Genomic DNA, 13,302 nt, shown 5'->3' on the forward strand with positions numbered 1-13,302 from the left:
TTGTCGGTATTTTTTGCCGATAGTCTCAAAATTATTCTGAGAGGACTTAACTGGTGTCGCTTATTTCACGCCTTAGAGCAGTTGTCGCTGGTGATGACTATTTGGACAGCGATTTTGATGACCTTGATTATGGTAGAAGTGATGACTATGAAGTAGACAATAGAGATCCTCGAGAATATGCAACTGGCCTTGCTTCTATTGCTGGCTTAAACCCTTTTGATGGGAATGCTAATAATTCTTCAAATGTTATTGGGATGCCTGGAATTTCAACTGCGACGGCTCAAGTTAATCTGATGGAGCCAAGAAGCTTCGATGAAATGCCAAAAGCTATTCAGGCATTAAGAGAAAGAAAGACAGTTATCTTAAATTTGACAATGATGGACCCCGATCAAGCCCAGAGAGCTGTTGACTTTGTTGCAGGAGGTACTTTTGCTATAGATGGTCATCAAGAAAGAGTGGGTGAAAGCATTTTCTTATTTGCTCCAAGTTGCGTATCAGTGACTAATTCGTTTCAGGAAGAGCCCGCGCCTTCAAATGTGACTAGCCAAGAGGTGGATAATACCTCAATGGAAAGTGTTACAGCACCTGAGCCTGCATGGGGAACCTCAATGGCATCAGCTATTTAGGGGAAGTGCCTTTTTCTATCGGAGTGATTGGTTTAGGTCGAATGGCCCAGGCTATTCTTGCTCCTTTGATGGAGAAAGGTGTTTTTAATCCCAAAGAGATTATCGGTGTAGTTGGTAAAAAGAAAAGTGTTAACTCCGCTTTAAGTCACTTACCTAAAGGCTTAGTAGTTGTATCTTCGGAGGACTCTTCTGCTGATGAAGTTTGGAATTCTCCAATTAAGCTTTTAGCAGTTAAGCCTCAACAGTTAGGCTTGATCAAGGAAAAGACTTTAAAAAAAGACAATTTCTCGCCTACAAATAAACCTTTGTTAATTTCACTTTTGGCAGGCGTGAGATTGGAAAAATTACAAACTGCATTTCCTTCTCATAATTGTGTACGTGCAGTTCCAAATACACCAGCTCTTGTTAAAGCGGGCTTGACAGGTTTGTCATGGGGAGAAGGTGTTTCTGATGCACAGCGCTTTTCAGCAGAGGCTATTTTTAAACCAATTAGTCAAACATTCGAATTGCCCGAGGAGCAATTAGATTCTTTTCTTGCGCTAACTTCATCTGGCCCTGCCTATATAGCGATGATTTCAGAGGCGTTAGCAGATGGAGCTGTTGCGTCTGGTCTCCCTCGTGACTTGGCATATAATTTGGCCAATTTGACCCTTTTAGGCTCCGCAAAATTGTTAATAGAAAAAAATTTACACCCTGCTCAGCTTAAAGATATGGTTTCTTCTCCAGCAGGAACAACAATTACTGCTCTACGCCATCTAGAGATGGCAGGCATTCGTTCCGCTTTGATGGAAGCTGTTGTTTTGGCTGCTCAACGAAGCCGAGAACTTGCTTGATACCTTTTTCGCTTGACTCCCCTAATATTGTTGAATATAAATTTTCCAAATGATCAATATTTTTTGTCAGAGTGTACTGCTCTAATACTCTCTTCCTCGCTCTATTGCCTAACTCAAAAGTTAAAGAAGGATGCTCTTTTAGTAAGGGGAGTAGTGTTTTTAATTGAGCGGTAACATTTTCGGTGCTGATGACTATCCCTGCGCCTTCTTCTAACACTTCACCATCAGCACCTGCATCAGTCGCTATACATGCTGTTCCTGTAGCCATTGCTTCAAGAAGTGCTATTGAGAGTCCTTCTACAAGACTAGGGAGTATAAATAGTTCAGCACACTGCATAAGCGCTACTTTTGTAGAGAGATCTGATTCATAGCCCCACCAAGAAATCTTACTTTCATTAGTGGACAAGAAATTGTTCTCAAGTGTAGGCCTAAGAGGACCATCGCCAACAATTACAAGTCGACAACCTTTAGTATTTAAGGCTTTCCAAGCTTTTAAAAGTGCTTCAAGGTTTTTTTCAGCTGCAATCCTCCCCATATATAAGAAGATTCTTTCTTGACCTAATCTTCTTTTCACCTCTTCTAGTTTTGACGAAATATTGACGCTGTCACAAGGCTTCCAAACTTCTGTGTTTACACCATTAGGAATAACTGCAAGGCATTTTTCTTTGACACCAAGTTTTGCGAGGAACTCTGCTTGCTTATCTGAAAAGACAATTACTTTTTCGTATTTCGCAAGAGAGGGAGCATATAATTGGTAAGTCAGTTGTTGGGTACTAGCCGTAAGATTTCTAAGTTTGGAGTCAAAAGGAGGGTGAAATGTTGCAACTAGAGGAACTCGTATTTGTTGACACAATTCAGGGAGCCTGAAATCAAGCGGCGAGAGGGTTAAACTTGCATGAACAACATTAGGTTTTAATCTTTCTAGTGATTCTCTTAACTCTCTTTGAGCCCTGGGGGAAGGGATTGTATAAACTTGCGATTTAATTAAATATGGGAGGCTTACTTCAGGATCATTGGCTAGTAAAGAGGTATTTGTATTGCTTGCATTACTTGGATTGTCGAAGTGAATAAAGCTGATGTGATGGCCTCTCTCTCTTAAAGCCTTTGTAGTACTTCTCCCATAGCTGACATTCCCACAGAAAGGAGATTTCTTTCCCAGCCAAGCAATATGAGCCACCGTAAAAAGATTACATTTACTAAAAGCTAGCAGTTGTTATAGAGATTTTTCGAAAAGCGCTGAAAATAGAGCAATTCCAGCAAGGATCCAAAGCAAAGGTAATAAACCAAGTTTTGCAACCAACCCCCCTACAAGTAAAAGTGGAAAGCTAAGTGCGATGTTAATTAAATTATTTTGAATACCTAAAACTTTGCCAAGTTTTTTCTCGGGTGTATGCTGTTGAACTTTTGTTTGGGCTGGAATTGCAACAAAGGAGGCACCTGTTCCAATAAATGTACAAAGAATAATGGTTGCAATTAAAGTGCCTTTGACTTGGCCTAATAAGATTAGGCTTAAGCCTATTAAACTCATTCCTATTGTGGATAGTTTGTGCTCTCTAAAGAAGTGACTTCTCTGAGCTATAAAAAACGCTCCTGTGGCTATTCCGATTCCACTAAAAGATAAAAGTATGCCAAATCTTGTAGGCCCTAATTCTGGTATCTCTGATGCGAGACCTATTGCAACTATATAAAGACTAGTCATTAGAGAGTAAAGAATGACTAACTGAATAATTGATCTACGTACTATGGATTGTTCTTTGAGTAGAAATAATGCTGATTTGATTTCTTCAATAATACTCCCTTGATACTTATTTTTAACACTTTCTTTTAAAATAATCTCAGTTAGAACGATCGCTGAGATCCCATAGCAGATTGGTAGCAGGAAGTATTGCCCTCCGTTTATACCTAAAGTATGAAATGTTAACCTCATTATTCTTAATAATGGATCGCCTAATGCAAATCCAAATATTGTGGCCCCCATTGTTGTTGCCTGGTAAATTGAATTTGCCTCTAGAAGGTTATTTTTTTTTACTAATAAGGGTATTGATGACTGCTCTGCAGGCGTGAATAATTGAGTAAAGCAAGATAGTAGAAAGATAATTATTAATAAGTACCAGTACCCCCAATCTAAACCTTTCCAGGTGCTTCCTTTTATTAAGCATATTGGTATTAATGAGGCCAAAATGGCCCTTGATAAATTTGATAAAATCATCAATTTTAGTCTTGGAAAAATATCTGAGAATATTCCTGCTATTGCACCAAATAATATAGCTGGTAAGCTATTTGCTAAATACACGCCAGAGGCAAGAAGAGTAATTATTTGCCCAGGACTCTCTATGTTAAATGGGGCTGAACTTGCCCAATTTTCACTGATAATAAAGATTGTTAAAATTATTAGGAATTTGTCAGCAAGTTGCGAGAAAAGCTGAGCAATCCAAAGTTTACGAAAGCCTTCAATGCCTATTACAAATTTCACTCCTTTCGTGTCTAATTGTCTTTTCTGTTCTGAGTTCAAGTGATTATTCTTTATAGTATAATTTAATTTAACTGTTTAGATATTATGGACATTTTTAAGATTTTCATAGTATTTAGTTCGCGAGAAAGATGATGTGCAATCCATTTTTCAATTAAGATAAAAAATTTCTCCCATACCATTATTGGCCCAAGTACTTCTCCATTCTTTTTAAGTGGAAGCTGAGGTTTGATAAGACGTTGAAGCAAAGCTAATTCCGAAGCATTGAGTGTTGTATAGGCTTCAGGAATTGATCCAATGGCAAACCCTTCGTTTTCCAAAAGACTGCATCGCCAGTCCCAATTACCAATAGGAGGCTGAAGAGGTTTCCCGCTTCTGCAACATGTGTGAGTAGGTAAACTGTAACCTCCTAAGGCAAGAAGGTGAACAAGGGATTGTACGCAGTTTGCCAATATATATAAGGGCTCTTTGCTTGTATTCTCTAAGCGGTCTAAATGCTCTAACACTGCCTCAAGGATCCCATGCTGAGGATCGTTTGTTCCGACTAGGATTATTGAAAGTTCTGCTAAAACTTGAGCAGCTGCAAGAGTTTCTAGCTGCTCCCCAAGTTTGCTAAAACTTTTGACTACTTTAAGTTGTCTAACTCTTCTCAGGCCGGATTTCCCAGACACTTGTAGTTCTAGTAGCGTTAAAGGAGAAGCTGCTGAAAGACTGCTTTTTGGTCGCCGAGCCCCTGGAACTGCTAGTCGAACAATACCTTCTTGCTCAGAAAGTACTGTTAACAGTCGATCATTCTCTCCAAGAGGCCCTACTTTTAAAGAAAGACCATTGATTTTGCAGGTCTCTCTCATTCTTTAAAAGTTCGAAGCTCTTTCATAATTTCAGGACCGTAAGATGTACCAATTTCAGATGCTCCAGCCTCAAGTAAGTCGACCATTTTACTAATAGTATTGATTCCTCCTATCGCTTTTAGCGAACATCTACCTCGTATTAAAGAATGCAACTTAAGGACCATACTTGTATCAATTTTCGGTCCAAATCCAGTACCTGTTTGAATACCTCTTGCCCCAGCATCAATACACGCTTCTATTGCTAATGAGAGCTTGTCTTCACTTAATCTTGCCGCATCAATAATTACTCTTGTAACCAGCCCAACTTCGCATATTATTGAAAGCTCTTCAGCAAAAACTTCAAAATTACCCTCTTGAAGAGCAAGAAAATTTGGGACCAGGTCCAACTCATCAGCACCGTGTTCTACTGCCCACTCAGCTTCAGATCTTTTTATTTTATTTGGGACACTGCCAAAGGGGAAACCAATCACAGCGATTAACTTAATTTTTTGTTTTGAACCTAACCTTTTACGAGCTAAAGGTATTCGAATAAGATTTGTGCAAAATCCTCCAAAGTTAAAAAATTTAGATGCATCACATAATGTGTTTAAAGACTCTATGCTCGTATGAGGGTCAAGGGATGCTTGATGAATATATGAAGAGATATCTAAGTGGTCAGTTCTATCTGATTTCATTTTCTCAGACGAAAGAGATTAATTTTTAGCTTGAATTACGCCGTAGCCACCATGATTTCTTTTATATATAACTTGTATTTCTTGACTTTCCACTTCTTTAAACATATAAAAATCATGATCTATAAGATCAAGTTGATGCCTGGCTTCATCAATGCTCATCGGTGACATTGTGAAATATTTTCTTCGAACTCCTGGATTGGGCAAATGTGCTTCTTTACCATCAAGTAATGAACTGTTGATATTGTCTTTATCTAAAACGGCTTCAGTTTTTGGAGTTACAGATGCCCGGTGTCCATGACTGTGATGGTGATCGCTATGTCTTTCCTTGTACCGTTTTAATTGTCGGCATAGCTTGTTAGCAACTAAATCAATACTTGCATAAAGGTTTTGGCTACGCTCTTGTGCACGAATAACTGTGCCGTTTGCGAAAACAGTAACCTCGGCAGTTTGTTGTGGAACGCTAGGATTCTTTGCTACTGACAAATGAACATCAGCCTCCTGTACTATTCCATCAAAGTGATGTATAGCCTTTTCCAGCTTTGATTGAGTGTATTCGCGAAGGGCAGGAGTTAGTTCAAGATTACGGCCATGAATAAGCAGTTTCATTCTTTTTCTCCGGATCCAGATGGTTGGCGAAGGTTAGATATAGATTATTTATCAGAAGGCGATCCTTCAACTCTAATTTTCCAATCTTCTGAATTAATAGAGTTTAAGACTGCGTGGGACTGGCAGAAAGAATGGCAAAAAACACTTCTGGAAAAGCCATGGTCTCCTCAGGCAGTTTGGATTCTTCAGCATCTTAAATGCTATACCCTAGGGAGAGGGGCTACTCAAGATAATTTGCTATTTAACACAGACAAACCTCCTTTTGATTTATACCGTATTGATAGAGGGGGAGAAGTGACTCATCATTTGCCTGGGCAGCTCATTGCTTATTTAGTTATTGATCTACATCGATATCAAACAGATCTTCACTGGTACTTGCGTGAATTAGAGCAAGTGCTACTAGATGTAATCGATAAATTAGGGCTTTTAGGTGAACGCGTTGCTGGAAGGACAGGAATTTGGATTGATGGTGAGAAAGTCGCCTCAATTGGGATTGGTTGTCGCAGATGGATTACTAAGCATGGTCTTTCACTTAACGTTGATTGTGATCTGAGAGGTTTTGATCAAATAATTCCTTGTGGCCTTAAAGGACAAAAGGTTGGAAGACTAAGTTCTTTTATCCCTGGGATTAAAACAGAAGATGTGATGCCGTTAATGAAAGAATCTTTGAAAAATCATTTCGGTTTGTAATGGACTATATCGAGTATAATTTTGTTTATAGGCTAAGCAATGAAGATAATAAAATTGCCCCCCATTCCTTGAAAATGGAGTTTAGAAGTGATTATTAAAGGTTCAAAAATATCTTCTCATTTTGCCAAGACAACTTGGAAACCTACCAAAAAGGAATGCAAAGCTTTAGATAATCACAGTTTTGTTAGAGGGATAGACCGCATTGATGACATTTGGCCTTTATTAAAAAAACATTGTGGAGATATTCCAGCTTTAGAATCACCTCATACTGCTTACGCGGAGAGCTATACCTATAAAGAGTTGGCAATTAAAATTGAGCAAGGTGCAGATGTATTTCGTTCTTTAGGTTTAAAGGAAGGGGATGTGGTTGCGCTTTTTGCTGAAAACAGCCCTCGATGGTTAATCGCTGACCAGAGTTTGATGAGAGTTGGAGCAGCAAATGCTGTTAGAGGTGCATCAGCTCCTATAAATGAACTTCGTTATATATTGGATGATTGTGGTGCAGTTGGTTTAATAGTTCAATCAGAACAATTATTTGAGGAGCTTGATTTAAATGAAAATCAAAGGAAGAGACTGAAATTTGTATTTGTAATAGAAGGTGATACTAAAGGCACATTTTTTGGATGGGATTACCTTTCTCAAAAGGTTGACAAGAGTGAATTTAAAGAAAGGGCAGGTAAGGCTGATGTTTCAAAGAAATCCGCGGTGGTCTCTCCTATAGCAACAATTTTGTACACATCTGGCACGACTGGGGAGCCTAAAGGGGTGCCCTTAACTCATGCAAATCTTTTGCATCAGATGAGGTCCTTGGCCTGTATCGCCAACCCATCACCAGGTACTCCTCTTTTAAGTATTTTGCCTATATGGCACTCTTACGAGCGAAGTGCAGAGTATTATTTCTTTTCTTGTGGATGCACGCAACATTACACAACGATTAAGAATTTAAAACAAGATTTACAGAGAGTCCGACCAATTGTGATGGCAACTGTTCCACGCCTTTGGGAGTCAATAAAAGTAGGTTTTGATGAAGCAGTGAAGAAGATGCCAAGTCAAAGACAGAAGCTTTTAAAAAAAGCTCTTAAAAATAGTTCTGGATACAAAATAGCTTTAAGGAAGATTCGACAACTAATGATAGTTGATGTGAATTTTAAGGAATGGCTACTTGCTTTGGCAGAGGTCATCTATAGGTGGCCAATACATTTCATAGCTTCTTATTTTCTATGGCCTAAAATTCTTAAGCAGCTTTGTGGAGGAAGGTTAAAGTTCCCAATTAATGGAGGTGGAGCCATTGCACCTCATGTCGATCAGTTTTTTGAAGCATTAGGGATAGAATTGCTGGTTGGTTATGGACTTACAGAAACCAGCCCAGTCTTGAGTTGTCGCAGGCCGTGGAGAAATATTAGAGGCAGTTCAGGCCTCCCGCTACCTGAGACGGAATTAAAAATAGTTGACCAAGAAGACTACAGACTCTTGAATTTCAATCAAAAGGGCTTAGTTCTAGCAAGAGGTCCTCAAGTTATGAACGGTTACTTAGCTAATGAAGAGGCGACTGCTAAGGTTTTGGATCCTGATGGATGGTTTAACACAGGAGACTTGGGAATGTTGCTTCCCGATGGCTCACTTGTCTTAACTGGAAGAGCTAAAGATACGATTGTATTAAGCAATGGTGAGAATATAGAGCCAGCTCCATTAGAGGAAGAATTACTTTCAAGTTCATTAATTGAACAAGTAATGATTGTGGGGCAAGACCAGAAGCAATTAGGAGCTTTAGTAGTGCCTAATGTTGAGCAGATGCTTTTGTGGGCGCATCAAAAAGGTATCTCTTTGTCAGAAAACTTTGAAGACTGGGTTGGTGATAGCAATTTAAGGCAAGCTTTAAAGCGAGAGATTAATTATTTGCTCTTAAGGAGGCAGGGATGCCGTCCTGATGAAAGAATTTCAGGGGTCGCTTTTGTAGAAGGGTTTTCTATTGAAAATGGTTTGTTAACTCAAACATTGAAGCAAAAACGCCAACAAATCACAGAACGAGATTCAAATGCAATAGCTTTAATTTATAGTTCTTGATTGTTGTTAACCCGTTTATTTGGTTGACCAATTTCACATTCACTGAGAGTCTTGGCTTTTGATAAAGTTTTTCTCTAAGGATGACTATCTCTATAAAACGTTCTATCACGATTAGAGCTGTTGTTACTCCATCTTGGAAAGAAGAGGCTGAAAGAGAGATCAGCAGTGCTATTGCAAATACTGATCAACAACTTTCTCAGCTTGAGAAAGAAGGCCAACAGATAGTTGAGGGCCTACGAAGCCAGAGTGCAAACCCTTTAGATCCTAGGATTCAAGATCAGGTTGCTCAAGTTCAACAACAAGTTGCAGGGAAGCGGTCCGAATTGGAAGAGCAAAAAAGAAATCTATTGCAAAATCAATCCCAAGTAAGGGAGCTGGCAATGGATGAGATTGTTGAGCAGGGTCAGATTGAAAGTTTTTGTGATTTAAATGTTGGAGATAATTTAGTAAATAAAATGCAAGTCTCGGTATTAGTTAAAGATGGAGTTGTCCAATCAATTGATCAATCTTAATTATTGGAATACCTTATAATAAGTTAGTAACAAAGCCACATCTCTAGTTTTAATTATACCTCTTTAGAGTTTTCCTTGTATTGATTATCTCAATTAATCAATTTTGTGCATTACTACTTGTTGGGTTCAAATTCTCTCAAAACTCTTGCCCTAGGGAGTTACTTGAAAACTAGTATTTCACATTATTCTGGATTCATATTTTTATTCTTAATAGTGCTTTCTATCATTGATGTTCATGACATCTTCTGTTGAGTTCAGTTGAGTTGTTTGGGAATTTTTAGCAAAGCCTATACCGAAACCTTTAAAATAAAAGTTGGCATCTTTGTGCCTGTAGTTGGATGGAGATCTAAAATACGAATTAACCGGCAGCAGCATTCCACAGTTCTGGAGTTCTGTTGAATAGGACGCTGAAGATCCCTAAACAACCATTCCTTGGAGAAACGTTTTGGCAACACACGACATCTTTATGCCTGCTCTTAGTTCAACGATGACTGAGGGGAAAATAGTTGAATGGCTTAAGAAACCAGGCGACAAGGTCGGGAGAGGGGAGGCCGTCCTGGTTGTTGAGTCAGACAAGGCTGATATGGATGTTGAATCTTTTCAAGATGGATTCCTTGCCGCTGTTTTGATGCCAGATGGCGGGACTGCGCCAGTTGGGGAAACTATCGGTTTGATTGTTGAAACAGAAGGTGAAATAGCTGATGTTCAAGCAAAAAATCCAACCAATCAACCTGCCGCAAAACTACCTAAGCAGGAAGGGACGCAGTCTTCCAAAGAAAATAATAACTCTGAAGAATCATCTTCCAAGGTCTCACCACCACCACCGCCACAAAGACAACCGATCAATACACCAGCACCAATTATTGTTAATGATGGGAGAATCGTTGCGACTCCAAAGGCTAGAAAGTTTGCTTCTCAAACTGGGGTGGATTTAGCAACAGTCCCTGGCTCTGGTCCGCATGGGAGAATTCAATTAGAGGATGTTCAAAGAGCGCAGGGTCAGCCAATAACAGTTCCATGGATTGCAGAAAGCAATGCTCCTGCAGCTGTGCAGCATGAGAAAAAAGACTCTGCGAACAGTGCCATTCCATTGACTAATGACTCTAATAAGGTTGAGGTACCAAAGGGGAATAGCTTTGGTGGTCAGGGCGAAACAATTGCTTTTAATACTCTGCAGCAAGCAGTTAATAGAAATATGGAAGCAAGTTTGTCTGTTCCTTGTTTCAGGGTGGGCTATGCAATTAATACAGATAAACTTGATTCTTTTTATAAGCAAGTTAAGCCAAAGGGGGTAACCATGACTGCCTTGCTGGCTAAGGCAGTTGGTCAAACCCTTTCTCGACATCCTCAGTTAAATGTGACTTTTACAAATGAGGGCATGTCTTACCCGTCCCAAATTAATGTTGCTGTAGCAGTTGCAATGGAGGAAGGTGGTCTTATAACACCTGTCCTGCAGGATGCTGATCATACGGATTTATTTGAATTGTCACGTCAATGGGCAGATTTAGTTAAGCGATCTAGATCAAAACAACTTCAGCCAAATGAATACAACAGTGGAACTTTTACTCTTTCAAACTTGGGCATGTTTGGAGTTGATCGATTTGATGCAATACTCCCGCCAGGTACAGGAGCGATTTTGGCTGTCGCTGCATCCTTGCCCACAGTCGTAGCAGGCAAGGATGGTTCGATTTCGGTCAAGAAACAAATGCAAGTGAATCTTACTGCGGACCATAGAGTGATTTATGGAGCAGATGGTGCGGCTTTTTTAAGAGATCTGGCCAACTTGATTGAAAATCATCCTGAGGATATTTCCTCATAAAGAGTTTTGTTAATTCAATTAAAAATATCCGCATAGATTGTCAATTTTGAAAAGAGATTTATTACTAAGTTCTTATGACTATAAGTTGGATCAGAGGCTTATAGCCCAAGAGCCATTAGACCCCCGTCATGAGGCTCGATTAATGCTTATTTCTAAAGAGCTTCAGAAAAACTCATTAGGCATAAAACATTTAAAGGTATGGGATTTGGTTGATGAGTTGCATGCAGGTGATTTGATTGTCATGAATGATACTCGTGTTTTGAAAGCACGAGTTCGAGTACGTTTAGCAAGTGGTTCCTTAGCGGAGCTGTTATTACTTGAGCCACAAGGTGAGGGCCTATGGCTTTGTTTGGGCAAGCCAGCCAAGAAGATGAAGCCTGGTGATTATTTGTGGTTGGAGTCTTTAGAGCAGGAGCCTGTGCGTCTACAAGTTATTCGTAAAGATAATCTTACTGGTGGAAGAGTAGTTCAATTCCCTAAATGTTTTAGTGAAAGAGAAACTATCGAGAATTTCCTCGAAAGATATGGAGAGGTTCCACTCCCTCCATATATTCAAAGACATGACTCCACGGATGAAAGTCGCTATCAAACTCGGTATGCCTCTCGACCGGGAGCTGTTGCTGCTCCAACAGCGGGTTTGCATTTAAGTGATGAACTTTTAAATGCCTTTCAACTTCGTGGGATTAGACAAGTAAGCGTAACTTTACATGTTGGTCTTGGTACTTTTAGACCTTTAGAGAAGGAGGACCTTATAGACCTTGAACTCCATAAAGAATGGGTCGAAGTCAAGCAAGAAGTAATTGATGCTATTGCAGATTGCCAAGCTCGTGGTGGTCGTGTTATTGCTGTGGGAACAACAACCGTGAGGTCACTAGAAGCTTCGTTCGCATTAGGGGACGGATCTTTAATACCTTTTAAGGGATCAGTAGATTTAGTGATAAAGCCTGGCCATCAATTTGGCGCAATAGATGGACTGTTGACAAATTTTCATTTACCTAAAAGTTCTTTATTACTATTAGTCAGTGCTCTCATTGGGAGAGAGCGCTTGCTAGCAGTTTATAAAGAAGCAATAGATCGTAGGTATCGTTTCTTTTCCTATGGAGATGCAATGTTGATTACACCAGAAGCTGTATTACCTGAAGCTCGCAGTTGAAATATTAATTGGGTTAGGGTTGTTCAAGAATTCCACTTGGCACGTCACTAAACATTACGGAAGAAAGGTATCTTTCGGCTAAATCTGGAAGGATTACAACAATAGTTTTCCCTGCAAATTCTTCTTGTTCTGCCAGTCTAATAGCGGCTGTAGCGGCAGCTCCACAAGATATCCCAACGAGCAGACCTTCTTCTTTGGAGAGACGGAGAGCCATGTCAATGGATTCTTCATTCGTTACTTGCTCTACACGATCGACTACAGAAAGATCTAGGTTCTTGGGGATAAAACCAGCTCCAATACCTTGGATTTTATGAGGACCAGGCTTTACTTCTTCTCCATTAAGAGTTTGGGTGATTACAGGACTATGTGAAGGCTCTACTGCGACTGAAAGAATTGACTTGCCTTTCTCTTCTTTTAAAAACTTTGAAATGCCTGTAATTGTTCCTCCTGTCCCTACGCCTGCGACAAGCACATCAATATTTCCATCACAGTCGTTCCAAATTTCTGGCCCCGTTGTCTTGAAATGGATTTCTGGGTTTGCAGGATTGTCGAATTGTCCTGGCATGAAATATTTTTTTGAATCACTTTCTGCTATCTCTTTAGCTTTTGCAATTGCACCTGGCATTCCTTTGGCTGCTTCAGTGAGAATTAACTCTGCTCCAAGAACTGACATGACTCTACGTCTTTCTAAAGACATAGATTCAGGCATTGTCAAAACTATCTTGTATCCTCTTGCTGCAGCAGTAAATGCAAGTGCGATACCTGTATTGCCTGAAGTTGGTTCAATGATTGTTTGATTTTTCGTTAACAAGCCTTTTTGCTCAGCATCCCAAATCATGTTTGCTCCAATTCTGCATTTGACGCTGTAGGCAGGATTGCGTCCTTCAATTTTTGCTAGTACATTCGCCTTAGCATTTTTGGTAACAGAGTTAAGCCTTACTAAGGGGGTGTTGCCGATTGCAGCACTGTTATCTTCGTAAATACGAGCCATTTTAAAAATTTAC

The 13,302-nt window shown here is 39.7% G+C and carries 13 protein-coding genes; 7 read left to right on the top strand and 6 right to left on the bottom strand.

Annotated features, from left to right (window positions below; translation table 11 throughout):
• The first annotated feature begins 53 nt into the window (after window positions 1-53).
• A complete protein-coding gene (locus O5635_RS08480) occupies window positions 54-626 on the top strand; it encodes a cell division protein SepF (RefSeq protein ID WP_036901283.1) in 573 nt (190 codons plus the stop codon).
• Window positions 596-1,459: a pyrroline-5-carboxylate reductase gene (gene proC / locus O5635_RS08485; protein ID WP_052042753.1), complete on the top strand. Its 864-nt coding sequence runs from the start codon at window positions 596-598 to the stop codon at window positions 1,457-1,459. Before O5635_RS08480 ends, proC begins: the two co-directional genes overlap by 31 nt.
• On the opposite strand, the gene O5635_RS08490 is transcribed toward proC, so the two are convergent.
• The 5 genes from O5635_RS08490 to hpf are packed head-to-tail and all read right to left on the bottom strand — an operon-like array spanning window position 1,365 to window position 6,060.
• Window positions 1,365-2,636: a glycosyltransferase family 4 protein gene (locus O5635_RS08490; protein WP_036901282.1), complete on the bottom strand. Its 1,272-nt coding sequence runs from the start codon at window positions 2,634-2,636 to the stop codon at window positions 1,365-1,367. The two genes, proC and O5635_RS08490, sit on opposite strands and share 95 nt — an antisense overlap.
• 36 nt (window positions 2,637-2,672) lie before the next feature.
• A complete protein-coding gene (locus O5635_RS08495; protein ID WP_036901281.1) occupies window positions 2,673-3,971 on the bottom strand; it encodes an MFS transporter in 1,299 nt (432 codons plus the stop codon).
• A gap of 23 nt (window positions 3,972-3,994) precedes the next feature.
• Entirely contained in the window at window positions 3,995-4,780 is a 786-nt protein-coding gene (gene recO, locus O5635_RS08500) for a DNA repair protein RecO (protein WP_036901280.1), read from the bottom strand.
• Complete coding sequence (gene deoC, locus O5635_RS08505; RefSeq protein ID WP_036901279.1) at window positions 4,777-5,454, bottom strand: deoxyribose-phosphate aldolase; 678 nt, start codon at window positions 5,452-5,454, stop codon at window positions 4,777-4,779. Before deoC ends, recO begins: the two co-directional genes overlap by 4 nt.
• 18 nt (window positions 5,455-5,472) lie before the next feature.
• Window positions 5,473-6,060 carry a ribosome hibernation-promoting factor, HPF/YfiA family gene (gene hpf / locus O5635_RS08510; protein WP_036901278.1) on the bottom strand — a complete coding sequence of 196 codons (588 nt, stop codon included), beginning with the start codon at window positions 6,058-6,060 and terminating at the stop codon, window positions 5,473-5,475.
• On the opposite strand from hpf, the gene lipB reads away from it, so the two are divergent.
• From lipB to queA, 5 genes are all read left to right on the top strand, one after another.
• On the top strand, window positions 6,043-6,750 hold the full coding sequence (gene lipB / locus O5635_RS08515; RefSeq protein ID WP_036901277.1) for a lipoyl(octanoyl) transferase LipB: 708 nt from the start codon (window positions 6,043-6,045) through the stop codon (window positions 6,748-6,750). The two genes, hpf and lipB, sit on opposite strands and share 18 nt — an antisense overlap.
• 87 nt (window positions 6,751-6,837) lie before the next feature.
• On the top strand, window positions 6,838-8,814 hold the full coding sequence (locus O5635_RS08520) for an AMP-binding protein (protein WP_241462934.1): 1,977 nt from the start codon (window positions 6,838-6,840) through the stop codon (window positions 8,812-8,814).
• 80 nt (window positions 8,815-8,894) lie between these two features.
• Window positions 8,895-9,326, top strand: coding sequence for a YlqD family protein (locus O5635_RS08525; protein ID WP_036901276.1), 432 nt, complete (start codon window positions 8,895-8,897; stop codon window positions 9,324-9,326).
• 445 nt (window positions 9,327-9,771) lie between these two features.
• The gene (locus tag O5635_RS08530; protein WP_036901275.1) at window positions 9,772-11,145 is read left to right on the top strand and encodes a dihydrolipoamide acetyltransferase family protein; all 1,374 of its coding nucleotides are present in this window, start codon (window positions 9,772-9,774) and stop codon (window positions 11,143-11,145) included.
• A 37-nt stretch (window positions 11,146-11,182) separates the two neighbouring features.
• Window positions 11,183-12,298 (top strand): tRNA preQ1(34) S-adenosylmethionine ribosyltransferase-isomerase QueA, encoded by a 1,116-nt coding sequence (gene queA / locus O5635_RS08535; protein ID WP_036901274.1) that lies wholly within the window; start codon window positions 11,183-11,185, stop codon window positions 12,296-12,298.
• 13 nt (window positions 12,299-12,311) lie between these two features.
• Here queA and cysK read toward each other — a convergent pair whose 3' ends face one another.
• Window positions 12,312-13,289, bottom strand: a complete 978-nt coding sequence (cysK, locus tag O5635_RS08540) for a cysteine synthase A (RefSeq protein ID WP_036901273.1) — start codon at window positions 13,287-13,289, stop codon at window positions 12,312-12,314.
• Window positions 13,290-13,302: the final 13 nt, after the last annotated feature.

It is taken from the genome of Prochlorococcus marinus str. MIT 0919, assembly GCF_027359375.1.
In the GTDB taxonomy this organism is placed as follows: domain Bacteria; phylum Cyanobacteriota; class Cyanobacteriia; order PCC-6307; family Cyanobiaceae; genus Prochlorococcus_D.